The following is a 24,916-nucleotide window of genomic DNA, read 5'->3' on the forward strand; positions in this document are numbered from 1 at the left end:
TTTTTATTTCACGTTCGCCCCCTTCAACCAGCGTCTGACCCAACTACGGTTTGGCATTAAATTATGAATCAGATCTTCACTCATCGGTAAGGGTTCATCATAAATTAAGGAAGCCAGTGTTTCCCCTAAAAATGGCGAAGAGGTTAATCCTCGTGAGCCTAGTGCGCCGATTAAATAGAGGTTAGGGTAGTTTTCAGCTTGTTCTATTGGCTGTTTACGGCGTCGCAAATTAAACAAATTTTGATATTGTGTTTGCTGAGCAGAAAAATGAGGAACAGCGCCCATCATTGGCGTAAGATCACGTACCGAACAACGCACACCGATTCGAGCAAGATTACCCGATGTATCTACTTCTTTTGTCCAATATTCAGGAATATTCTGCTGAATTTTTTGTTGGTTTTCTTGTTGTTCGGTTAGGCTAAATTCACGGCTCGCATTATCACGAACATGACTTGCGCCAATACAATGACTGATTTTCGCTTGATCGACTGGCGTCAGGTAGCCGTCATAGCACAACACGGTTTTGAGTTTAAGTAAGTTTTCCGATGTCGGAATTTGGCTCACTTGCCCGCGAACAGGATAGAGTGGGAGTTTCTGTGTTTGTTCAAACTCAGTGAGTTTATGTCCGTTTGCTAAAACAACCACTTCATGGCAGAAAGTTTCATTTTCAGCTGTGGTGATTTGCCAACTATTTTCTGTTTGAGAAAGTGCAGTTACTTTTTGTGATGTTTTAATCTGGACACCTTGTTTTTCTAAAAAGACAAAAGCATGTTGAACTAACTGACGTGGTGCAAGCCAAGCGCCTTGAGGAATAAAGCCGCCACCAAAAGGTAACGGTAAACCCACTTTTTCGCTTAATTCAGTTTGACTTAATGAGTGATATAAATCAGAAGGTAAATTCAGCGCAGCGATTTTATTTAATTTACTTTCAGCTTTCTCATTGTAAGCATAAAGTGCGACACCACAGAACTTATGTTCAAATTCGATTTGTTGTTGAATTGCCCACTGTAGGAATTGATGACCATAGGCGAAGGCATGAATATAAAAACGAATATTGCGATCGTTATCATCACTCAGTTGCGGATAAAAAGCACCTTGTTTATTGCCAGATGCATTCAGGGCAGTTTGTTCATCTTCGCAATAAATTGTGATGTTAGCCCCACGTTTAACCAATGAAATAGCTGTACAAAGCGAGGCTATCCCGCCACCAATAATGGCAATATCTTGTTCTTTGAGATTGGCTGGCTGACTATGAAACCAGGGCGTAGAAAGTGCGGTTGGTTTTTCCTGCGTTTTTTGGCCGGAAAGACATTCTCGTTTTTTACCAAAGCCTTTGCGTTTTGTAATATCAAAGCCTGCATTTTCTAAGCCTTTTCTCACCGCACTTGCCGCAGTGAAAGTCGCAAAGGTACCTTGTAGCTTGGTAAAACGAAACATTTGCTGATAAAGCTGCTCATTCCACATGTCGGGGTTTTTACTCGGCGCAAAACCATCTAAAAACCACGCATCAATTTTGCTATTCATATAATCGCCCAGTTGCGGCAGATTTTCAGCGACATCGCCAAACCAAAGATCTAACGTGGTTTCATCAAAATGAAAACGATAGCAACCTTGAATGGGATTAAGCCAATGCTGTTGTGAATGCTGAGCAAGACAAGAAAATTGTGGATAGGCTAAATGAGCTTGTTGTAATGCATCAAGTGGCAAAGGGTATTTTTCGAAAGAGATAAAATAAAGGCGTTTTAAAGGTGAATCTGGATATTTCTGACGAAATTCACGGAATAGCGTGGTCACCGCAAAGAAATTTAATCCTGTGCCAAACCCTGTTTCAGCAATAACAAAATGGGCTTCTTGGTAATGAACCCAACGTTCCCACAACTGATTACCTTCTAAAAACACATAGTGGGTTTCTGCTAAACCATCTTGATTGGAAAAATACACGTCATCAAACTTATCTGAAACGGGGGTATTCTCTTCGTTAAAATGAATTTTTGCATGCTGAATGGTGAACATGTGTTAGCCCTTTTTTGCCTTATCAAATTCTTTTATAATAGCACGGAAATTTTGAGACGGTTAAAACTTAACTGGTCGAACAAATGAATTATTGCTTGCAATATTTTCATTTCATAGTAAATTGCGTTCAGCTAACAACTGTAAGTTGAATTAAATTTCCCCTAAATCATAAGGAATAAAGAATGAAAAGAGCTGTAATTACTGGTTTTGGTATTATTTCAAGTATCGGTAACAACAAAGAAGAAGTTTTGGCATCATTAAAAGCGGGTAAATCGGGAATTGAAATTGTCCCTGAGTTTGTTGAAATGAAAATGCGTAGCCATGTTGCCGGCACAATCAAACTTGATCCAAGCGAGCATATCGATCGTAAAGTGTATCGTTTTATGGGGGATGCGGCAGCTTATGCATACCTTTCAATGCGTGAAGCGATTGAAGATTCAGGTTTAACAGAAGATCAAGTTTCAAATGACCGTACAGGTCTTGTAATCGGTGCAGGTACTGGTTCAGCACATAACCAATTAGTGGCTTGTGATGCAGTGCGTGGTCCACGCGGTGTGAAAGCGATTGGTCCTTATGCGGTAACTAAAACCATGGCATCAAGTGTGTCAGCTTGTTTAGCAACCCCTTACAAAATCCGTGGTGTGAACTACTCAATCAGCTCTGCTTGTGCAACTTCTGCACACTGTATCGGTCACGCAGTTGAATTAATCCAATTAGGTAAACAAGATGTGGTTTTCGCGGGTGGTGCGGAAGAATTATCTTGGGAATGTGCAACTGAATTCGATGCAATGGGTGCTGTTTCAACCAAATACAATGATACCCCAGAAAAAGCTTCTCGTGCTTACGATGCAAACCGTGATGGTTTCGTTATCGCTGGTGGTGGTGCTGTTGTAGTGGTTGAAGAATTAGAACATGCATTAGCACGTGGCGCAAAAATCTACGCTGAAATCGTGGGTTATGGTGCAACTTCTGATGGTTACGACATGGTCGCGCCAAGCGGTGAAGGGGCAGAGCGTTGTATGAAACAAGCAATGGCAACGGTAGATACTCCAATTGATTACATCAACGTACACGGTACATCAACACCAGTTGGTGATGTGAAAGAATTAGGGGCAATCAAAAATGTATTTGGTGACAAAATTCCAGCGATTTCTTCAACCAAATCAATGACCGGTCACTCTTTAGGTGCAGCAGGTGCACACGAAGCAATCTATACCTTATTAATGTTACACAATGACTTCATTGCACCAAGCATTAATATCGAAACATTAGACGAAGCGGCAAAAGGCTGCAATATCGTGACTGAAACAAAAGAAAATGCAGGCTTACAAACTGTCATGTCAAATAGCTTTGGTTTCGGTGGTACAAACGCAACTTTAGTGTTCAAACGCTATAACGGCTAATTAAAAATCACTTAAAATCTAACCGCACTTTTGGGCTTCCAAGTGCGGTTTTTTCTTGTCATCGATTCTTTTTCTTCCACTCATAAGAGAACACAACATTTAAAATGTGATCTAGTTCAAATTTCTGAACAAAAGAATAAAATTTTTTTATTTTTATAAAACTCTATATAAAAATACAATTCTCTTTATTTTTTGACTTTAATATTTATTTAAAACTTTATTTTCATATTTTTCCAGATTTTAATTCTTTTAAATTTGTCTTTTTAGACTTTTGCAATGCTAGACAAGTTGTTTTCTTTCGGTATGATGTTTCCATTGTTTTGACTACGAATCGTAGTAATAAAAGTGCGGTCAGTTTTAGGAGTAAAATATGAAGAAATTATCCGGTGCGGAAATGGTGGTTCAGTCTTTGCGTGACGAAGGCGTTGAGTATTTATTTGGTTATCCGGGCGGTGCCGTATTGGATATTTATGATGCAATCCATACCCTTGGTGGGATTGAACATATTTTAGTCCGTCATGAGCAAGCTGCGGTACATATGGCAGATGGTTATGCGCGTGCGACCGGTAAAGTGGGTTGTGTGTTAGTCACATCAGGACCAGGTGCAACCAATGCGATTACGGGGATTTTGACCGCTTATACTGATTCGGTACCAATGGTGATCATTTCAGGTCAGGTAATGAGTGGTTTAATCGGCCGTGATGCGTTCCAAGAATGTGATATGGTGGGGATTTCTCGCCCAGTGGTTAAACACAGCTTTATCGTTAAAAAAGCAGAAGACATTCCAGGTATCTTGAAAAAAGCCTTTTATATCGCTTCAACAGGCCGTCCAGGTCCTGTTGTCGTAGATATTCCAAAAGATACGGTAAATCCAACTTTAAAATATCCTTACGAATATCCAAAATCTGTTGAGCTTCGTTCTTATAATCCAACCGTAAATGGTCATAAAGGTCAAATTAAGAAAGCATTAAAAGCATTATTAGTGGCTAAAAAACCGGTTTTATTCGTGGGTGGTGGTGCAATTGCGGCAGGCTGTCATAAAGAATTAACACAATTCGCACAACGTTTAAATTTACCGGTTACCTCATCGTTAATGGGTTTAGGCGTGTACCCAAGTACGGACAAACAATTTTTAGGCATGCTTGGAATGCACGGGACTTACGAAGCCAATACAGCAATGCATGAAAGTGATTTAATCCTTGGTGTTGGCGTTCGTTTTGATGACCGTACCACTAACAACTTAGATAAATATTGCCCAAATGCAAAAGTGATTCAGATTGATATTGATCCAACCTCTATTTCTAAAAACGTACCAGCAGCCATTCCAATTGTAGGTAATGCGAAAAATGTATTGGATGAATTCTTAAGCTTATTAGGTGAAGAAATCGGTTCACGTCCGCAAAATCACTTAGAAGATTGGTGGAAACAAATCGATGAATGGAAAGCGAAAAAGTGCTTGGATTTCGACCGCACTTCAGGCGTCATCAAACCACAGCAAGTGATGGAAGCGGTGTATCGCATTACAAAAGGCCAAGCTTATGTGGCATCCGATGTAGGGCAACACCAAATGTTTGCCGCGTTACATTATCCGTTTGATTTACCGCGTCGTTGGATCAACTCAGGTGGTGCAGGTACGATGGGCTTTGGTTTACCAGCATCATTAGGGGTAAAACTTGCACATCCTGATGCAACCGTGGTTTGTGTAACGGGTGATGGCAGTATTCAAATGAATATTCAAGAGCTTTCAACGGCAACACAATATCGCATTCCAGTTGTGGTGATTTGTTTGAACAACCACTTCTTAGGCATGGTAAAACAATGGCAAGATTTGATTTACTCAGGTCGCCATTCCCAAACTTATATGAATTCTTTACCAGATTTCGTGAAGTTAGCCGAGTCTTATGGTCATGTGGGGATTCAAATTTCGACACCTGATGAATTAGACAGCAAATTACAAGAAGCCTTCAGCATTAAAAATAAATTGGTTTTTGTTGATATTAATGTTGATGAAACCGAACACGTTTACCCGATGCAAGTTCGCGGCGGGGCGATGAATGAGATGATTTTCAGCAAACCACAAGAGGAGAAAGAATAATGCGTAGAATTTTATCTGTTTTATTAGAAAATGAATCCGGTGCATTATCTCGAGTGGTCGGCTTATTTTCCCAACGTGCATTTAACATTGAAAGCTTAACCGTGGCACCTACGGACGACCCAACCCTTTCTCGTATGACGATTGAAGCGGTAGGGGATGAGCAAGTACTTGAGCAAATTGAAAAGCAACTTCACAAATTAGTGGATGTGTTTAAAGTTATCAATTTGAGTGAGCATGATCACGTAGAACGTGAAGTGGTGTTAGTGAAAGTGCGTGCAACAGGTTCATCGCGTGATGAATTAAAACGTTTAGCCGACATCTTCCGTGGTCAGATTGTGGATGTGACAACAAAATCTTATACCATTCAGTTAACGGGTACAAAAGACAAATTAGATGCTTTTGTTGAGGCACTGAAAGAAGAAAGCACATTACTTGAAATTGTGCGTTCAGGCTTAATTAGTCTTTCTCGTGGTGAGAAGAATATACTTTAATCATCAAAGAAAGTCAGGTTAAGAAGGCTTCGCATTTTTGGGTGGCCGAATAATTGGACTTTCTTTTTAGGTGTTTTGACTGAATGCTAATAGTTAATAAAGGAAATGACAAAATGGTGTTAATGCTATGTAGCATACCCGTTACTCATAATGATGATTGTATATCACAAGTTGATTTTCAATATTTAAAGCCACCTTCCCAAATGCAATTCTACAATATCGACTAAATGTCGAAGAAATGTGGTGTCTTGGTCGTTGTGGAAACGGTCAGTGTCTCGAGATTTGAAGACTAAAAGTGCGGTTGGTTTTTGCGGTGTTCCACCTAAACGGCAAATCGCCACAGAACCGATAGGGAGTTCTTCCGGAAGGAACATAAGGGCTTTTTCTTTATTGGAGAGATCGCCTAAATAGAATTGGCGTAACCCCATGCGCTCTAGGCGAATGAGTTCAAACGCTTTTCGGTCTAGCCAATGTTGTTCAGGAATAGTGTCCTTTTTTTGCCAGCTGTCAGTGAAAAGTAAGATTTTAGCACCTTTTAGCTCATAGCCTTTTGCCCAGTCATCAAGTTTTTCATTGATGGCAATAAAGTCTTCTGTTTGAAATAGTTTTTTCTGCAAAGGTAACAGAGCAAAGAAGATATCCGCTTCTTGATGGGCAAGCAGATGAAATTTTTCGAGGAGTTGAGTAAGCGTTTTGATTTGTTCTCGTTGCTGAGCAAGCTGTGCTTCGACTAAGGAAATCGTCCCTTCTTCATGGCTATGCGGAATACTAAGCAGTTGAAGTAGTTCAGGATGATGGGTAAAAAAATCAGGGTGATTTTTTAGGTAGTCAGCAATATCTTGTTCAGTCATTAAAAACTCCTTAAAAAATAACCGCACTTGGTTGTGCCAAAGTGCGGTTTATTTTTATGCCGTTTTAGGCCGCAAATGGATCGCGTAAAATCATCGTTTGAACACGATCTGGACCCGTTGAAAGGATATCTACCGGTACACCAGTTACTTCTTCGATACGTTTGATGTAATCACGGCAAGTTTGCGGTAATTTATTTACATCAGTGACACCGAAGGTGTTTTCTTTCCAACCTGGTAAAGTTTCGTAAATTGGTTCTACGCCTTCCCAATCTTTCGCTGCCAATGGTGCATATTCAACGATTTCGCCATTTGGCATTTTGTAAGCTGTACAGATTTTCACTTCATCAAAGCCATCTAATACATCTAATTTGGTCATACAGAAGCCAGAAATTGAGTTTAGTTGAATTGCACGACGAATGGCTACAGCATCAAACCAACCACAACGACGAGGACGACCAGTTACAGCACCAAATTCATTACCTTTACGTGCAATTTCAGCACCCGTTTCATCGAATAATTCTGTGGTGAATGGACCGCCACCAACACGTGTACAGTATGCTTTGATGATACCTAACACATAATCAAGGTTACGAGGACCGAAACCTGAACCAGTCGCTACGCCACCTGCGGTAGTGTTGGAACTGGTTACATATGGATAGGTGCCGTGGTCGATATCAAGCATGGTACCTTGTGCACCTTCGAATAAAATGTTGTCGCCATTTTTGCGAGCCGTATCTAAGATGGTTGTCACATCTGCTACCATGCCCGTGATGATATCAGCTACCGCAAACACATCGTCTAATGTTTTTTGATAATCAACAGGTTCTACTTTGTAGTAGTTCACCAATTGGAAATTATAGTATTCAAGGATATTTTTTAATTTTTCAGCAAAGGCTTCGCGATTGAATAAATCACCCACGCGTAAACCACGACGTGCCACTTTATCTTCGTAAGCGGGACCGATACCCCGACCGGTTGTACCAATGGCTTTTTTGCCTAATGCAGCTTCACGAGCATGATCCATCGCAACATGATAAGGGAGAATTAATGGACAAGCTTCAGAAATTAACAAACGTTCACGTACTTTTACCCCTCGGTTTTCTAACTCGCCCATTTCTTGCATTAATGCGGCAGGAGAAAGCACTACGCCATTACCAATTAAACAGGTCACATTATCACGTAAAATACCTGATGGAATTAAGCGTAATACGGTTTTTTCACCATTAATAATTAACGTGTGACCTGCGTTGTGGCCACCTTGGTAACGCACCACATATTTAACTCGATCTGTTAATAAATCAACGATCTTACCTTTTCCTTCATCGCCCCACTGAGCGCCAAGAATAACAACACTTTTTCCCATAATTTCCGCCTTAAGTTTGCGTCAGTCCATAAATCAAATAAGCTAATACTTTACTCTTTTTTTATCGTAATCTCAAATTCTAAACGTAAAAAAGTGCGGTTATTTTTAACCACACTTTCTATAAATTTATTATTCAAACAACGATTTATGTAATGAACGAACTACATCATCCGCTTTGTCACTCTGTACTAACATACAAATATTATTCGTACTTGCACCATAGCTAATCATACGAATATTATAATTTTCTAAGGTATTAAATATGCGTTTAGCTACACCTGAGGCAAGGTGTAGATCATTGCCTATTAAGGCCACAAGTGAGACTCCCGTATCCACTCTTACGGTACAATATTGGTTTAATTCATTTAGCAATTCTGGAGAAAGTAATTCGATACCGGATGAAACAGATCCTGTTTTATCTAAGGTTAATGCGATGCTCACTTCAGATGTGGTGATTGTATCGACGGAAATTTTATATTTGGACAAGATATTGAATACATTTGCAAGGAAACCTTGAGCATGTAGCATACTTAAGCTTGAAAGCGTTAATAAAGTTTGATCACGCCGTAATGCAATTGCACGAAATGTAGGACGTGGTTGTGGATCGCGTGTTACCCAAGTACCGCCTGCATCAGGCGCTTTACTAGAACCGACATAAACGGGAATATTACTGCGCACAGCTGGAAGTAATGTTGCAGGGTGCAATACTTTAGCACCGAAAGTTGCCATTTCAGCAGCTTCAGCAAAACTCATTGTATCAATACGTTTTGCTTCAGGGACGACACGCGGGTCTGTGGTATAAATTCCCGCTACATCCGTCCAAATTAATACATCTTTTGCGTCTAATACTTCCGCTAAAAGTGCCGCAGAGTAGTCACTACCACCACGACCTAAAGTAGTCGTTTTACCACCTGGTTCACGGCCGATAAAACCTTGGGTGATGACTAATTCACCTCGGTCAATTAATGGTTTTAATAAATTATCGCAGTTTACTTGAGTTTGAGAGTCATCTGGTGCGGCTTTACCAAAGTTATCATTAGTTGCCACTAAACTACGTACATCAACCCAAGTTGCGGTAGTTTGTAATTCTCTTAATACTTCAATGAAAATTTGTGTCGACATCATTTCACCTTGACTGATGATTTCATCAGTTAAAGCTTTTGATGTCGCAAGGCTTGCTGCTTCAGAAAGTGCGGTAATGTTTTCTAAATATTTTTCGATGATAGGACGTACATGGCTGTCGTCTTGTAATTCATTTAAAATATTTTCCTGAATTTGACGGACTTCACCGATTAATTTTGCACGTTCTTCAGCTTTCACGCCATTTGCTAAGGCGACTAATAAATTTGTCACACCAGCTGATGCTGAAAGCACCACAACGCGAGTATTAGGATCTGCAATGATGATTTTGGCACAGGCCTGCATAGCTGAGTAGTTTGCAACAGATGTACCACCAAATTTTGCTACCGATAAATGAGACATAAGATAATCCTCTAAAAATGAAAAGTAAGATGTTGTGTTTTATGATTAGGTATTAGAAATAGCGATTTCATCAAAAATTGTCAAATAAATACTCCAAAAAAATAGAGTAAAAAACCAATTATTTAGATATTTTTTGATTTAATAGGGTAAAAATTAAAGAATCATTAACTATTCGATAGGTATTGGCAGAGGCTCTGGTGCACCAAGGAAATAAGGTTTTACACCAATAATTAAGTCTAACACGGCTTTCACGCGAGCAAATATTTCGCGAATACGTATCCCAAAATACATTTCGGGTTCTTTTGCAGTAAAACAAATTGCATCAATATCGTAGTACTTAGCAATCAGTAGTGCACGTTCACAATGGAATTTTTGGCTGATAATAGTAAAAGAGGGCACTTGGAAAACTTTGCTTGCGCGTACAACGGAGTCTAAGGTGCGGAATCCCGCAAAATCTTTAAACATCACACTTTCAGATATGCCCATTTTACGTAGGTCCAAAAACATGGTGCGTGGCTCGTTATATTGAAGCGTGCGGTTATCACCACTTAGCAGTAAATAATCGACTTTATCGTGCTCGATCAAGAATTTTGATGCGTCTAAGCGGTAATCATAATATTTATTGGTTTTTCCTTTAGCGACATATTTGGATGTACCAAGTACCAATGCATAATGACGATGCGGGAGCGTTTCGACATCTTCATACACGCGATCTTGTACATAAAAGCTCACGGTGCGATCAATCGTGAAACAACCAATCAAGACAAATAAAAAGAGCCCCAAGATATAACCGAGGAGTTTTTTTAGTGAAAGGCGTAAAAACCATGAAAGAGCGGTCATTTTTGATGGCATTTTGGATAGTTGCATATAGCTAACATACTGAAAAAAGGAAGTAAATTCAAGTCTAACTTGTTTATTGAATAGATGATAAGAGTATTTGGACGTCTAAACGTCTAAAATTTCTTGACAAAAAAAATAAGCTGTTGATAATTGGTAAACTATCAACGGAAAGGGTTATCATTTTATGGCTGTGCAAAATGTTGCGCTTTTTGAAGACTATCCACTTCAATTAGCATTGGGCGGACAGCTTTCGCCTATCAATGTGGCATATAAAACTTATGGCACTTTAAATGCAGATAAAAGCAATGTTGTTCTGGTTTGCCATGCCTTAACAGGAGACGCAGAACCTTATTTTGATGAACCGAATAAAGACGGTTGGTGGCAAAACTTTATGGGCGAAGGTCTCGCTTTTGATACATCTAAATATTTTTTTATTTGCTCAAATGTATTAGGTGGTTGTAAAGGTACAACAGGTCCGAGTTCGATTAATCCAACTACTGGAAAACCTTATGGTAGCCAGTTCCCAAATATCATTGTTCAAGATATTATCAAAGTGCAAAAAGCCTTACTTGATTATCTCGGCATCACGCATTTAAAAGCAATCGTAGGTGGCTCTTTTGGTGGAATGCAAGCCACACAGTGGGCAATTGATTATCCCGATTTTATGGATAATATTGTAAATCTATGCTCTTCTCTTTTTTTTAGTGCGGAAGCCATTGGGTTTAATCATGTTATGCGTCAAGCAATAATCAATGATCCAAATTTTAATCATGGTGATTATTATGAGGGGACTCCACCTCACCAAGGCCTTTCGATAGCTCGAATGCTGGGTATGCTAACCTATCGCACTGATTTGCAATTGGCGAAGGCATTTGGTCGAGCGACTAAATCTGACGGGCAATTCTGGGGGGATCACTTTCAAGTGGAGTCCTATCTAAGTTATCAAGGTCAAAAATTCTTAGATCGTTTTGATGCTAATTCCTATTTACATTTATTGCGAGCGCTCGATCTGTATGATCCAAGTATGGGATATATTGATGTAAAAGAAGCCTTATCTCGAATTAAGGCATGCTATACATTAGTTTCAGTAACGACCGATCAATTATTTAAATCTGTTGATTTACATAAAAGTAAACAGCTTTTAGAACAAGCGGGAGTCGATTTAAAATTTTACGAATTCCCATCGGATTATGGACATGATGCCTTTTTAGTGGATTATACGGCGTTTGAGCACAAAATTCGAAGCGGAATAGAAGGCGAGTTAGAATAAAATAAACAGAAAAGGCGGAAACTTCCGCCTTTTTTGATTTTTATAAATGGCTCACGAAACGTGATAAATCTTTTGGTTTACAGTCTTTTTCTAATTTTTCAGCTGCTGTACCAATTTGTAATAAGGCAACAATCTTATCATTTTTACCACAGCCAAATGCTTCACGTAATTCACGTCCTTCAATAAGTGGACCCGTTGCCCAAAAGCTCTCAAAGCCAAGCGAATTACCTGCAAGTTGAAGGGCATAAGTTGCTGCACCTGCAGTAAGCATTTGTTCCCAACCAGGAACTTTGGCGACTTCATGATTAATTTTAGCAATGACGGCAATAACCATTGGTGCGCGGCGTGCAAAATTCTCTGCTTTTTTTAATCTATCTTCACCTAAATCAAATTCAGCCACAGATGCTTTGAGCAAGCCTTCTAATTTACTTAAACCAGTGCCTTGCATCACGACAAAATGATAAGGTTCGAGTTTACCATGATCAGGTGCACGTAAAGCGGCTTGAAACATTTGCTCTAATTGCACTTGGTTAGGGGCGGGGGCTGTTAATTTTTTATTGGATTTGCGTTGTGTTAAAAGAGTTAATGCATCCATAGTATTTTCCTTCTTCCAGTTAAGTGCGGTTGATTATAACATAGTTTTTCATAGGACTTTATGATAGGCTACGCACAATTTTTATTTCTGTTTTAAAAGGTTTAATTTCACATGAATGTCATATTAAGCGTATTGAAATTTTGTTGTAAAGCGCTCAATTTTATCCGAAATCTTGTGATGAATTTTGTGTTCTTATTATTTGTTTTAGCGTTGATTGTGCTTGTCAGCCTTTTTAGTGATGGCAAGAAAAGCCAAGTTTTATCGGGCGATCAAGGCGCATTATATTTAAATTTAACAGGCTATCTTGCAGATAACACGGAAGATATGCTGAGTTGGCAAGAGGAATTTCAACGTTTAAATGATGAAAAAGTCTCTTATAAATATTCCACTTTTGATGTGGTGCAAAGTATTTTATCTGCGAAAGATGATGAACGTATTCGTGGTTTAGTATTGAATTTAAATGATTTTGAAGGGGGCGATCTTCCATCATTAGAGTATGTAGGAAAAGCGATTCAAAGTTTCAAAGAGTCAGAAAAGCCAGTTATTGCTTATGCCGACAATTACACGCAGGCACAATATTTCCTTGCGAGTTTTGCGGATGACATTTATCTCAATCCAATTGGGCAAGTTGGTATTCAAGGTTTGCGTCAGGAAAATCTTTACTTTAAATCTATGCTCGAAAAACTTGAAATTACACCGCATATTTTTCGTGTAGGGACTTATAAGTCCGCGGTAGAACCGTTCTTGCGTGATGATATGTCGCCAGAAGCAAAAGCGAATATGCAAAAATGGCTTGGAGGTATGTGGCAAAATTATATGCAAACATTAATAGCTAATCGTCATATTACCGCTAATGATGTATTACCGAATGCACAAAAGTATATTAGTGATTTAAAGGCATTAAAAGGTGATGAAACGGCTTATGTGAAAAAACGTCAGTTAGTCACTCAGTTTGCGACGAGATTGGATTTAGATAAAAAATTGACCGCACTTTTTGGTCAAGATACAGAGGGAAATACCAAATTATTAGATTTTGAAGATTATTTATCTGATTTAGGTGATCGTTTCTCTGTCGATCCAAATGAAAAAAATATCGTTGCGGTAGTGAATGTAGAGGGGACGATTATTGATGGTGAAAGTGATGAAGAATCTGCAGGTGGCGATACTATTGCGAAGTTATTAAGACAGGCCTACAATAACGAGAAAGTGAAGGCTGTTGTTCTCCGTGTTAACTCACCGGGTGGCAGTGCATTTGCCTCTGAAATTATTCGCCAGGAAACTGAAAATCTTCAAAAAGCAGGCAAACCTGTTGTAGTATCAATGGGAGGCATGGCCGCTTCTGGTGGTTATTGGATTTCTTCAACTGCCGACTATATCGTAGCGGATAAAAATACGATTACAGGCTCAATAGGGATTTTTGCATTATTCCCAACCTTTGAAAATACAATCAAAAAAATGGGAATGAGTACCGATGGCGTAGCGACAACAGATCTCGCGGAAACCTCAGCTTTAAGTCCATTGAGTAAAAATACTCAGGATATTTACCAACTCAGTATTGAAAATGGTTATGATCGTTTCTTAGATGTGGTAAGCCGTGGGCGTCAATTATCAAAAGATAAAGTGGATAAAATTGCTCAAGGCCAAGTTTGGTTAGGACAAGATGCACAGAAAAACGGCTTAGTCGACGAATTAGGTGATATTGATATAGCCATTGATAAAGTGGTCGCGCTAGTCAATCAACATCCTGATAAATACATGGATAATTTTAGTGTACAATGGTTGGTTGATGAAGATAATAGCTTCTTAGCTAAATTAGATCGCAAGCTTAAACAAAAAGGCCAAGCTTTACTGACAAATTGGTTGGGATTGCCACAGGAAGTACATCAAGTGAAAAAACAACTGAATGTATTGACTAAATTTAATGATCCAAAAGGGCAGTATTTGTATTGTTTAAATTGTGGTTCGGTTAAGTAAAACTGTAAAATACAAAAAGGGCGGAATGTAATTTCCGCCCTTATTTTTTACCCAAATCGCTTATTTTTCATTTTTGATATTAGAGAAAATATTCGCTAGAATTGGACCCGATACATTGTGCCAGAAACTAAATAAAGCACTTGGTACCGCTGCAATCGGGTTGAAATGAGCCGCTGCCAGTGCGGCGCCTAAACCTGAGTTTTGCATACCCACTTCAATTGCTACAGCTTTACTATCCGCCGTATTAAGTTTAAATAATTTTGCCGCAAAGTAACCAATTAAATAACCTAAGCAGTTATGTAAAACCACTACACTGAAAATTAATAGACCTGATTCTACGATTTTATCTTTACTTACTGCTACAACGGCCGCCAAGATTAAGACGATAGAAATAACAGAGACTAATGGCATCGTTTGGCTTGCTTGTTCCACTTGTTTTTTGAAGAGCGCACGAACGACTAAACCTAAGAAAATGGGGAACAATACCATTTTTAATACAGACATAAACATGGCACCCGCATTAATATCTAACCATTGACTTGCCAATACATAGAAAATAGCAGGCGTTAATACTGGTGAAAGTAAGGTTGAAATTGTCGTACAAGCGACAGAAAGCGCAGTATTACCTTTCGCTAAATAGGTCATTACGTTTGATGAAGTACCACCCGGGCAAGAACCCACCAGAATCACACCAACTGCTAAATCAGCAGGTAAATCAAAGGCTTTTGCTAATCCGAATGCGATAGCAGGCATAATGATAAATTGACCTGCTACACCAATGAATACAGATTTAGGATGTTTAGCCACTTCACTGAAATCAGCAAACGTTAAGGTAATCCCCATACCAAACATTACTAAACCTAAAAGGTAAGGAATGAATGGTGCAAAAATTTTAAATTGTGCTGGGAAGAGAAAGGCGAGAAGAGCAAAAACAATCGCCCATAATGCGAAAGTTTTGCTCACAAAGTTAGTGAGTTTTAATAATGCTTGCATAGTTGCTTTCCTATTTTGTTAAAAGAATGAAAAGAGCGGTCAATTTTAAAGATGTTTTTTTGAGATGTCTATGTCTAACTTGTATTTGAAGATGCTTAGGAAGTGGTTGTTTGCCAAGCATTTTTATCGAGTAATTGACCAAAATGGCTTTCTACAAGAAGGCGAGTGATATTATTTTGAGGATTGGTAAAGATCTCTCTTGGTGTACCTGACTCGATAATTTCACCTTCATCCATCACCAAGACTTGATCCGCAATATGTTTGATAATCCCTAAGTGTTGTCCGACATAAATATAGGAAATACCTAAATGTTCTTGTAAATCTAGAATTAGATTAAGCAATTGAACACGAACAGAGGCATCTAATGTACCAAGTGCGTCATCGATAATAATCACTTCAGGCTGCAGAATGAGTGCACGAGCCAAAGCGATCCGCTGTTTTTGACTAACAGAGAGATGTTTAATTTTAAGATTGGTGTAATCAGGGTAAAGTCCTACTAACGAAAGGGTTTCAAAGATCTTTTGATTACGTGTTTCTTCATCCCAGTCGGTAATTAATCGCAGCGGTGCATCTAAGGCTTGGCCAATATTCAACCGAGGATTAAACGCTGAATTTGCATCTTGTAAAACCATTCGGATATGTTGTGCACGATAGTGAAAATCTTCAAATTGGAGCGGTAAATCATTAAATAAGATTTTCCCCGAAGTCGGGGGCGTAATCCCTGCGATCATTTTCACTAAGGTCGATTTTCCTGAACCATTTTTACCAATAATCGCAAGTGTTTCTTTCCGACTAAGCGAAAAGCTGACGTCCTTTACCGCATAAAACTGCTCAGAGCCAAAAAGTTTGGCTGGACCATCAAAGGTTTTACTGAGATTTTCCACTTTCAATAATGGCATTATTCGTTTCCTTTTGATTCTGTGTTGAGCGTAAGCGGTGAAGCGGCCACTTTATCTTTAAACTGCCGTTCTCGAAGGTTGATCGGATGATGGCAGGAGAATTCATGCTGTTTAATACGATAGCGGCTTGGTTTTTGAATACATTCACGTTGAGCGAAAGGACAACGTGGCCCTAAACGACAACCAATAGGCATTTGCTCCAAAATCGGCACTGTGCCTTCTAGTGTCCCTAATTTGCTTTTAAAATTTAAAGGACGACTAAAATCCGGCACAGAGTAAAGTAATGCCTGCGTATAAGGATGGTGAGGCATTTCTAATATTTGGTCGGTTGGCCCAGACTCTGTATTTTGCCCACAATAAAGGACGGAAATACTATCACACCATTCGCTGATACTTTTAAGATCGTTACTTGCTAATAAAATCGTTGTGCCTTGGTTTTGATTCATGCTCGAAAGCAAACGGAAAATTTGCAAGGCCGTAATAGATTCCAAAGAATTCGTGGGTTCGTCCGCAATTAATAGACGAGGTTGATTAGCCACTGCTACGGCGATCATCACTTTTTGGCCTTCACCTTCAGTGAGGTCATCTGGATAACTTGCCATAATGTCTTGGTGATCTTTAATACCTACACGGTGTAGCAATTCAATTGCGCGACGTTTTTTCCAACCAAACCATTGCCACCAACGGCCTTTAAAGGTCCAATTGGGAATACTTTGGATAAGCTGTTTGCCGATTTTTCGACTTGGGTCCAGGCAGCTTAATGGATTTTGAAAGATCATTGAAATTTCTTTTCCAACGATTTTTCGACGTTGATTAGGTGTCAGTTTAAGTAATTCAACATCATTAAAACGAAAACGGTCAGCCGTGACAATCCAGTTGTCTTTAATAGAATTACTGATTACTTTAGCAATTAAACTTTTACCTGAACCTGACTCACCGACAAGTCCTAGAATTTCACCTTCATTAAGCGAAAGATTGACACCGTCCACAATTTTTATGCGGCCGTTTGGTGTTTGAATTTCAATATTAAGATTGCGAATATCTAACAGCGCCATGGGTTACTCGTAATATTTATTGATTGCTTGACACAATCCGTTAGTAAAAATAATGCTTAATAAAATGGTAAAAATAATAGCAAAACCAGGTAATAAGACAGTCCAAGGCGCAAGATAAATTAACTCCAGTGAGTCTTTGATCATCGCCCCCCATTCTGGCATAGGGCGTTGCGCACCAAGAGAAATAAAGCTTAATGCTGTGATATCTAAAATTGCCACCACAAACGCACGAGCGATTTCTTGCGTATAGATGGCACTAATATTCGGCAAAATTGTGCTTTTTAATAGCTCCCAGTTTGAAATCCCATCTAATTTGAGTAAGAGAACATAGTCTTTTTTCAGCTCTTGCTGAATCGCTTGATAAATGGCATGCACAAAATACGGCAAAATAGCCAATAGGGTAGCAAACATCGCATTCATTAAGCTTGGTTCCATTAACGTGGAAATGATAATGGCAATCAGCAAAATAGGAATCGATAAAAAAGCATCAAAAAAATGACCTAAAAAACGCGCTTTAATCCCGTCAGACATACCCGCAAGAATACCTAGTGCGCCCCCAATAATTGCCACAGCGATAACCACCAAAAGGGATGAACCAAGAGTGTATTGTGTCCCCATTATTAATCGACTGAGTACATCTCGGCCAAGATCGTCCGTGCCAAAGAAAAAGGCGATACGACCTTTTTCTACCCAAGATGGCGGCATCAATTCTTCTCCCACAAACTCCATGCTTTCGCTATAAGGCATGATGAGTTTCGGGAAAATAGCGACCAAAATCAGGATAACAAATAAATAGAAACTAAATAATGCCACACGATTTTGGCGGAAAAGCAACCAAATTTGAAAGAAGGAGGTGCTTTCGCGAAATTCATCAGGTTCTCTATCTTGCATACCAGCCCTTCTTATTAAATGGATCTAACATAAACATCAGCGACTTGGCTAAGGTATCAATAATGATGATGCAAACACCGATCACTACGACACCAGCCGAAATACTGTTGTAATCTTGTTGGGTTACGGCATCAATCAGCCAACGTCCGATTCCTGGCCAACCTAAAACGTTTTCTACCAACATACATTGTGTTAATACTAAGGTAAATACGCGAGTAAGCTGTGGAATCAATAATGGAAATGTATTACGAAAAACGTAACGTTTTAAAATCGTCCATTTCGACCATCCACGTGTTACAGCCGCTTTGGCATATTCTTGTTGAAGTAAATAATCAGCTCGTTGCTGAATGATTCGGATAAATTCCATTGTCGGCAGAATACAAAGTACTAATGTCGGTAAGGCTAAATGCTGTAAAACGTTTTGTACGATTTTGGTTCTGTAAGGGACATCAACAAACCACATATCAATGGTAGGGAAGCCTGTGATAGGTTTGATTTCATACAGTAAATTATACTGCCCAATGGCTGCAATCTCCCAGCTTTGAATCGCTGCTACATAGAGTAAAATCGGGGCAAACCAGAAAATAGGAATAGACAAACCAATATTAGAGATACTTTGCAATGCACGTGCACAAGGGCGCTGATTATAGACCGCACTTAATACGCCGAGAGGAATACCTAAGATACAAGCCAATAAAAGTGCGGTAAAACAGAGCTCTAATGTGGGTGGTAATACCGTAAAAATTAAATCTTTTAACGATTCTCCGCCGTTATAGGTAATTCCTAAATCGCCCTGTAACAATGATGTAAGGTAATGATAATAAGCACTATAAATGTTGTTTGTGACAAGATCAGCATTGAGCGGATCTCGCATTAAAATCACAAAACTTAATACGGATAAAACCAATAATAAAATGCTTACCCAAATGACATAACGAATTGCTGAAAAGAGCATTATTTTTTCTCCTTATTTTTCATGAAATACAAGGTAGAAAAATTGATGCCCCCAAATGGGGTCATTTCAATTCCTTTTACATTACCACGTGCGACTAAAAGTCGTTTTACGTTTGCAATTGGCACAATAGGTAATTCGTTTAAAATGAGCTCTTGCGCATTGTTATACGCTTTAGAGCGTTCATACAAATGATTGGTGGATAGTGCACGATCCATCATCTTATCGAATTCAGGGTTACACCAATTGGATAGATTAGTGATTTCCTTTTGTGTATCACAACTTAAAATCGGGCGCATAAAACCGTCAGGATCAAGGTTTCCAGCAAGCCAACCCGTTAAGATTAAATCGTAATCTTCAGTGCCTTTGCGCAATTGTTCGATCAAAAACGTGCGCGTTACTGACCGCACTTTAATATCCACTCCTGCTTTGGCTAAATCCCATTTAATGAGTTCCGCCATTTTAATTGGTGCAGGGTTATATACTTGCTCTTCGTTTATTACCCACATCTTTAACGTGAGTTTTTTATCGCGTAACGTTTTTTCCGCTTCTGAGGGCTGATAATCATAAGAAAAATCAGGCGTATTAATTGCAGAAGCCCAAGAAATATCAGGGATAATGTTATTCGCTACGGTTGCTGTATTGTGGTAAATATTTCGCACAATTCTAAAACGGTTTAAGCTTTGCGAAATGGCTTGACGAATAGTTTTATCTTGCATTAATGGCTTTTGGAAATTGAAAGCCAAATAGGCCAAGTTCATTCCATCCGTAGATTGCAGATAATAACGATCATCTTTTTCGCTTAACAAACCGAGTTGGCTGACTTCAGGATAAGACGCGATTTGACATTCATTATTAAAGAATTTAATTAAACGCCCTGTACGATCCGCCGAAAGATCCACAATAATATTTTCAATTTTGGCTTTCTTTTCCCAATAAGCTTCATTGCGTATCAAGCGAACATATTGGTTATAAACGTAATCTTTTACTTGATAAGGACCCGTGCCAACAGGGTGTGTGTCCAATTGGGTGAGATTATCATCTGCACTTAATTGATACGCATATTCTTGAGAGAAAATAATAGAATATTGACTGGCAAGATGCGACAGAATTGAGGCATCGGGTTCAAACAGCTCAATCTTGACCTGATAAGGATTGGTTGCTGTGATACTTTTAATTTTTTGATTCAGCTTAATACTTTCAAAATATGGAAAGTGAACCTTTTTGGCTTGCTCGTGGAAGATTCTATATTGTGGATTTTTATAGGTTACTACGTCATCTGAAAGTGTTGGCAGATAAGTATCATGCCCTAAAACACGATTAATCGAAAAGACCACATCTTCTGCATTAAAGTCACGTGTTGGTGTAAACCAAGGAGTACGATGGAATTTCACCCCTTTACGAAGATTAATGAGAATTTGTTTACCGTCAGATGAAAGAGAATAGGATTGTGCTAATACTGGAACAAGCGCAGCACTATGGTCTTTAATATCAAACAATTTGTTATAAATTTGTTCCGTCACCACATTCATACTGGTGCCCGCGTCAGCAGTTTGCGGGTTAAAGGAAAAACCCGATGCATTCGTGCAGTATGTTAAGCCGTTTTCTGTCAGCATTTTGGGTATGCTTGGGGCGGCTTGTGCCAGATTAATTTGGCTCAACCCACACAATAAAAAACAAAAAGTGACATTTCGACGTAACATAGCTTTATCATTAAAGACCGTTTTGTGATAAATTGAGTGAATTGTAAAATATCTTGGCAAAAATGGCTAGTTATTGGATTTTTAGGATATGTTTAAATCAATTAATCGGGAAATTAATCAAATAATCAATCGTGGATTTGACCGCACTTTACGTTTAGCTGTGACAGGGCTAAGTCGAAGCGGTAAAACAGCCTTTATTACGAGTTTGATTAATCAATTGTTACATATTAATCAAGAGGGAAATGCTCATCTTCCTTTATTTGAGGCTGCTCGAAATCAATCTATTTTAGCGGTAAAACGTGTTCCTCAGCAGGATTTAAGTATTCCACGTTTTGATTATGAAGCGAATCTCAATGATTTAATGAATAATCCTCCACAATGGTGTCAATCTACTCGAGGCGTAAGTGAAACACGCCTTGCTATTCGTTTTGAACGCCAATCGGGCTTACTTCGTCATTTTAAAGAACGTGGCACATTATATTTAGATATTTTTGATTATCCTGGTGAATGGTTATTGGATTTACCTTTGCTAAATCTAGATTTTCAACAATGGTCGCTCGAACAAGCCAAAATTACATCGGGTATTCGTCAACAGTTTGCGCAAGATTGGTTGGATAAACTGAAAAAACTCGACCTAAGTGCGGTCGTCAATGAAGATGTTTTAGCGCAGATTGCAAAATCTTACACCGATTATTTGCTTGCTTGTAAAGCAGAAGGAATGCAATTTATTCAACCTGGCCGATTTGTTTTACCTGGTGAATTAGAAGGCGCACCTGTATTACAATTTTTCCCGTTATTGCATTTGTCCGAGGAGCAATGGCAAAAATTGAAAAGAGAGGCGAAATCCAATAGCTATTTTACCGTGTTGAATAAGAGATATGATTATTATCGTAATAAGGTAGTGAAAGGCTTTTATGAAAATTATTTTTCCACCTTTGATCGCCAAGTAATTTTAGCCGATTGCTTAACACCATTAAATCATAGCCAACAAGCTTTTATTGATATGCAAACAGGGCTTAATCAGCTTTTCAAAAATTTCCATTATGGAAAACGTAATTTACTTAATCGCTTGTTTTCCCCAAATATTGATAAGCTCATGTTTGTGGCAACAAAAGCCGATCATATCACGACAGATCAAATTCAAAATTTAATTAGCCTAATGCGCCAATTGGTGCAAGAGGGTGGTCGTCATGTAGAATTTGAGGGGATTGATACAGAATATACGGCAATTGCTGCGATTCGAGCGACAAAACAAGTTTTAGTTAATCAAAACGGTAAACAAATCAAAGCTATTCAAGGAGTGCGTTCTGTAGATAAGCAACTTATTACGCTTTATCCGGGGTCTGTACCAAGTAAACTACCTAGTGCAGAGTTCTGGTCAAAACAATCTTTTGATTTTGATTCCTTTGAACCTCAAGTTTTACAACAAGGTGAAAGCATTCCGCATTTAAGAATGGATGCAGTTTTACAGTTTTTATTGGCGGATAGGTTTGATTGATAGAAAAGTCAAATCAATTTAATTGTCAAATATTTAATATAAACCACTATTTTTTTATTGGTATTTAGGTAGAATTAATTTGAGTCTTTCTAAAGTAAAGGAGCTTATAATGAAAATGAAAACTCTCTTAGCATTAGCAATCAGCGGAATTTGTGCTGCTGGCGTGGCAAATGCACATGACCATATGGCAAAACCAGCAGGTCCTTCAATCGAAGTAAAAGTACAACAATTAGATCCTGCAAATGGTAACAAGGATGTAGGGACTGTAACTATTACTGAATCAAATTATGGTTTAGTGTTTACACCAAATCTACAAGGTTTAGCTGAAGGTTTACATGGTTTCCACATTCATGAAAATCCAAGCTGTGATCCAAAAGAAAAAGACGGTAAATTAACCGCAGGTTTAGCGGCTGGCGGTCACTGGGATCCTAAAGGTGCAAAACAACACGGTTACCCATGGCAAGATGATGCTCACTTAGGTGACTTACCTGCTTTAACTGTATTACATGATGGTACAGCAACTAACCCTGTTTTAGCGCCACGTCTTAAAAAATTAGATGAAGTTCGTGGTCATTCTATTATGATTCACGCAGGTGGTGACAACCACTCAGATCATCCAGCTCCACTTGGCGGTGGCGGCCCACGTATGGCATGTGGCGTGATTAAATAATTCGATTATCGAAAGATAAAAAAGTGCGGTCAATTTTGACCGCACTTTTATTTTTTATCAGGTTACTTAACCACTTCCGCCGTATATTCCAATTTATGAATTGCATTAATTAACTGCTCATCAGCAACTTTTGGATCTTCCACAACAGTCACAGTTCTATCTTTAATGGAGGCTTTAGTGGAAATCACGCCATCAATATTGCGTAACTCTTTATTCACTAAATAAGCACAAAGCTGGCAGTTCATTTCATTCACTTTTAGCACAAGTTGCTTTGTTTCTTCCGCTTGTGCGATAGATAAAGTGAATAATGAAAGCAAAAGTGTGGTCGTTAATTTCTTCATTTTTTGTTCCTAATTAGAAAGCTCTAAAATCCACGGTAAAATGGTTGGATAAGTTAAGAAAAAGAGCATGACGATAAATACAATCCAATACAAAACAATGAGCTTTTTACGGGAAATGTATTTGCTGCAAATGATTTTTTTTGAAAACATCAGCAACCAAAAGCCGTAGGCAAAGGCGCATAATGAAACGATAAGCATAGGAATGCGTAAATAATCATATTCACCCAAGCCAATCAACCATGTGGATGACACGCCAAATACTAAATAGATTAAAGGCGCAATGCAGCACAAGGTTGATGCCACCGCAGCACTTAGTGCGGTGGCAATCGCAACCCAAAAAGATTTATTAGAGCTTTTTAGAGATGTAGTCATATTTAAATTCTTTCGGGTCAAAGGAATTTAACGGGTCGCCGCCCACTTCAGCATACGGATAGCCAAAGTTGTTGAGTGGAGCAAGTTCTGGTTGTGGATATAAATCGAAATCACGAGCATGATTAAATCCTACCCAGTTTGCTTCCCAGTTACCGAATAAGTATTTGGCAACGGCTTGTGTATCCTGATCATCAACCGATTTTTTCTCTGCTAAACGCATTTTGGCCACGTCTGCAGAATCAACAGGCACCCAGCCGAATCCCGCAAGATAGAACTCAGCACGACAATGCTGACCACCGCTTACGTTTGCTACGCCATGTTCGTCCGCGCTACCGAATGCACCTTTGGAGTATTTGCCCATTTTATCCGCTGCACCTAAACGAATACCGAAAATTTCACGAGCAGGAATACCGCTGGCACGAGCAAGTGCAACGAAAACAGAGTTAATATCAGTACATTTACCTTTTAACACACCAGTGGTCAGAATTTTTTCTACATCACCATCGCCACAGCCTAAAACGGAATTATCACGTTCCATATTATTGACGATCCATTGGTGAATCAACTCAGCTTTTTTCAATGGATTAGTTTCAGTGCCCACAATTTTATCGGCGAACTGTTTCACAATGCCATCAGTTTTAATATGTTGAGTCGGTTTTAAATATTCTTGTACATCAACAGAATAGTGAATATCTTTTGGTGGTTTGTAATTTTCTAATGCACCTTTAACCATTGGTTCACGATCTTTGGTTTCAATCACCATTGTGATTTTTAAATCGCGTTTTTGTGCATCTTTATCCCAAGTCGCAAAGAGCGTTTTCGCACCATATTTGTTGTTTTCTGTCACATAGGCATCCAAATAGTTACCTTCAAAATGGATAGATTTTACCTGTTGATACTCACCATTAAATGGTAAAGGCACCCACAGATTCGCTTGTCCTTGCGAACCTTTTGGCGCAACTAAATCATAAGTTTGAGTGAATTCATACAGATGAGAATCGGTATTGTAGTTTGGAATGTCGGTATTGGCGTAAGCCATAGAACATGCGGAGAGCACCGCAGTGGCGATAAGTTTCTTCATGAAAAGATCCCTCTAGTTAGTTAACAGTTAAAACTTAACACATTAGATAAACTAATTGTGGACAATGGCTATAGTAGCTCATTT

Annotated in this window: 22 protein-coding genes; 7 read left to right on the forward strand and 15 right to left on the reverse strand. The window is 38.9% G+C overall.

The annotated features are described in order from the left end of the window. Window positions 1-3 precede the first annotated feature (3 nt). On the reverse strand, window positions 4-2,013 hold the full coding sequence (gene mnmC, locus ACXVWB_RS00640) for a bifunctional tRNA (5-methylaminomethyl-2-thiouridine)(34)-methyltransferase MnmD/FAD-dependent 5-carboxymethylaminomethyl-2-thiouridine(34) oxidoreductase MnmC (RefSeq protein ID WP_289901677.1): 2,010 nt from the start codon (window positions 2,011-2,013) through the stop codon (window positions 4-6). Window positions 2,014-2,195: 182 nt separating this feature from the next. On the opposite strand from mnmC, the gene fabB reads away from it, so the two are divergent. The 3 genes from fabB to ilvN all read left to right on the forward strand — a co-directional run bounded on the left by fabB (window position 2,196) and on the right by ilvN (window position 6,002). Continuing rightward, window positions 2,196-3,416: a beta-ketoacyl-ACP synthase I gene (fabB, locus tag ACXVWB_RS00645; protein WP_049355550.1), complete on the forward strand. Its 1,221-nt coding sequence runs from the start codon at window positions 2,196-2,198 to the stop codon at window positions 3,414-3,416. A 370-nt stretch (window positions 3,417-3,786) separates the two neighbouring features. After that, a complete protein-coding gene (locus ACXVWB_RS00650; protein ID WP_289901678.1) occupies window positions 3,787-5,511 on the forward strand; it encodes an acetolactate synthase 3 large subunit in 1,725 nt (574 codons plus the stop codon). Beyond that, complete coding sequence (gene ilvN / locus ACXVWB_RS00655; protein ID WP_289901679.1) at window positions 5,511-6,002, forward strand: acetolactate synthase small subunit; 492 nt, start codon at window positions 5,511-5,513, stop codon at window positions 6,000-6,002. Before ACXVWB_RS00650 ends, ilvN begins: the two co-directional genes overlap by 1 nt. Window positions 6,003-6,187: 185 nt before the next feature. On the opposite strand, the gene ACXVWB_RS00660 is transcribed toward ilvN, so the two are convergent. From ACXVWB_RS00660 to ACXVWB_RS00675, 4 genes are all read right to left on the reverse strand, one after another. Then, a complete protein-coding gene (locus ACXVWB_RS00660) occupies window positions 6,188-6,853 on the reverse strand; it encodes a DUF484 family protein (protein WP_289901680.1) in 666 nt (221 codons plus the stop codon). A 64-nt stretch (window positions 6,854-6,917) separates the two neighbouring features. Next, complete coding sequence (purA, locus tag ACXVWB_RS00665; RefSeq protein WP_289901681.1) at window positions 6,918-8,216, reverse strand: adenylosuccinate synthase; 1,299 nt, start codon at window positions 8,214-8,216, stop codon at window positions 6,918-6,920. A gap of 129 nt (window positions 8,217-8,345) precedes the next feature. Then, window positions 8,346-9,698 (reverse strand): lysine-sensitive aspartokinase 3, encoded by a 1,353-nt coding sequence (gene lysC / locus ACXVWB_RS00670; RefSeq protein ID WP_289901682.1) that lies wholly within the window; start codon window positions 9,696-9,698, stop codon window positions 8,346-8,348. Window positions 9,699-9,866: 168 nt separating this feature from the next. Then, window positions 9,867-10,565 carry a SanA/YdcF family protein gene (locus ACXVWB_RS00675; RefSeq protein ID WP_289901683.1) on the reverse strand — a complete coding sequence of 233 codons (699 nt, stop codon included), beginning with the start codon at window positions 10,563-10,565 and terminating at the stop codon, window positions 9,867-9,869. A 157-nt stretch (window positions 10,566-10,722) separates the two neighbouring features. On the opposite strand from ACXVWB_RS00675, the gene metX reads away from it, so the two are divergent. Next, the gene (metX, locus tag ACXVWB_RS00680) at window positions 10,723-11,808 is read left to right on the forward strand and encodes a homoserine O-acetyltransferase MetX (RefSeq protein ID WP_049355543.1); all 1,086 of its coding nucleotides are present in this window, start codon (window positions 10,723-10,725) and stop codon (window positions 11,806-11,808) included. Between the two features lie 40 nt (window positions 11,809-11,848). Here the strand turns inward: metX and ACXVWB_RS00685 are convergent, their stop codons facing one another. Further along, window positions 11,849-12,403 (reverse strand): nitroreductase family protein, encoded by a 555-nt coding sequence (locus ACXVWB_RS00685; RefSeq protein ID WP_289901684.1) that lies wholly within the window; start codon window positions 12,401-12,403, stop codon window positions 11,849-11,851. Between the two features lie 111 nt (window positions 12,404-12,514). On the opposite strand from ACXVWB_RS00685, the gene sppA reads away from it, so the two are divergent. Beyond that, complete coding sequence (gene sppA, locus ACXVWB_RS00690; protein ID WP_289901685.1) at window positions 12,515-14,377, forward strand: signal peptide peptidase SppA; 1,863 nt, start codon at window positions 12,515-12,517, stop codon at window positions 14,375-14,377. Between the two features lie 60 nt (window positions 14,378-14,437). Here sppA and ACXVWB_RS00695 read toward each other — a convergent pair whose 3' ends face one another. The 6 genes from ACXVWB_RS00695 to ACXVWB_RS00720 form a co-directional block, all read right to left on the reverse strand. After that, window positions 14,438-15,370 (reverse strand): bile acid:sodium symporter family protein, encoded by a 933-nt coding sequence (locus tag ACXVWB_RS00695; RefSeq protein ID WP_289901686.1) that lies wholly within the window; start codon window positions 15,368-15,370, stop codon window positions 14,438-14,440. Window positions 15,371-15,465: 95 nt separating this feature from the next. Then, window positions 15,466-16,269: a peptide ABC transporter ATP-binding protein gene (locus tag ACXVWB_RS00700; RefSeq protein WP_289901687.1), complete on the reverse strand. Its 804-nt coding sequence runs from the start codon at window positions 16,267-16,269 to the stop codon at window positions 15,466-15,468. Further along, on the reverse strand, window positions 16,269-17,324 hold the full coding sequence (locus tag ACXVWB_RS00705) for a peptide ABC transporter ATP-binding protein (protein ID WP_197541940.1): 1,056 nt from the start codon (window positions 17,322-17,324) through the stop codon (window positions 16,269-16,271). The genes ACXVWB_RS00700 and ACXVWB_RS00705 overlap by 1 nt, the downstream gene beginning before the upstream one ends. A gap of 3 nt (window positions 17,325-17,327) precedes the next feature. Further along, a complete protein-coding gene (locus ACXVWB_RS00710; protein ID WP_197555727.1) occupies window positions 17,328-18,215 on the reverse strand; it encodes an ABC transporter permease subunit in 888 nt (295 codons plus the stop codon). Further along, a complete protein-coding gene (locus ACXVWB_RS00715) occupies window positions 18,205-19,170 on the reverse strand; it encodes an ABC transporter permease (protein WP_128787245.1) in 966 nt (321 codons plus the stop codon). Before ACXVWB_RS00715 ends, ACXVWB_RS00710 begins: the two co-directional genes overlap by 11 nt. Beyond that, window positions 19,170-20,870, reverse strand: coding sequence for an ABC transporter substrate-binding protein (locus ACXVWB_RS00720; RefSeq protein WP_289901688.1), 1,701 nt, complete (start codon window positions 20,868-20,870; stop codon window positions 19,170-19,172). The genes ACXVWB_RS00715 and ACXVWB_RS00720 overlap by 1 nt, the downstream gene beginning before the upstream one ends. Window positions 20,871-20,958: 88 nt before the next feature. On the opposite strand from ACXVWB_RS00720, the gene ACXVWB_RS00725 reads away from it, so the two are divergent. Both ACXVWB_RS00725 and sodC read left to right on the forward strand, forming a co-directional pair. Next, a complete protein-coding gene (locus ACXVWB_RS00725) occupies window positions 20,959-22,368 on the forward strand; it encodes a YcjX family GTP-binding protein (RefSeq protein ID WP_289901689.1) in 1,410 nt (469 codons plus the stop codon). A gap of 109 nt (window positions 22,369-22,477) precedes the next feature. After that, the gene (gene sodC, locus ACXVWB_RS00730) at window positions 22,478-23,038 is read left to right on the forward strand and encodes a superoxide dismutase family protein (RefSeq protein WP_005695896.1); all 561 of its coding nucleotides are present in this window, start codon (window positions 22,478-22,480) and stop codon (window positions 23,036-23,038) included. Between the two features lie 62 nt (window positions 23,039-23,100). On the opposite strand, the gene ACXVWB_RS00735 is transcribed toward sodC, so the two are convergent. From ACXVWB_RS00735 to ACXVWB_RS00745, 3 genes are read right to left on the reverse strand one after another with little or no spacing between them, the layout of a single operon-like run. After that, on the reverse strand, window positions 23,101-23,379 hold the full coding sequence (locus tag ACXVWB_RS00735; RefSeq protein WP_289901690.1) for a heavy-metal-associated domain-containing protein: 279 nt from the start codon (window positions 23,377-23,379) through the stop codon (window positions 23,101-23,103). 9 nt (window positions 23,380-23,388) lie between these two features. Beyond that, a complete protein-coding gene (locus ACXVWB_RS00740) occupies window positions 23,389-23,751 on the reverse strand; it encodes a mercuric transporter MerT family protein (RefSeq protein WP_005695901.1) in 363 nt (120 codons plus the stop codon). Further along, window positions 23,726-24,832 (reverse strand): transglutaminase-like domain-containing protein, encoded by a 1,107-nt coding sequence (locus ACXVWB_RS00745; protein WP_289901691.1) that lies wholly within the window; start codon window positions 24,830-24,832, stop codon window positions 23,726-23,728. Before ACXVWB_RS00745 ends, ACXVWB_RS00740 begins: the two co-directional genes overlap by 26 nt. Window positions 24,833-24,916: the final 84 nt, after the last annotated feature.

Source organism: Haemophilus sp. SZY H53, assembly GCF_054332375.1.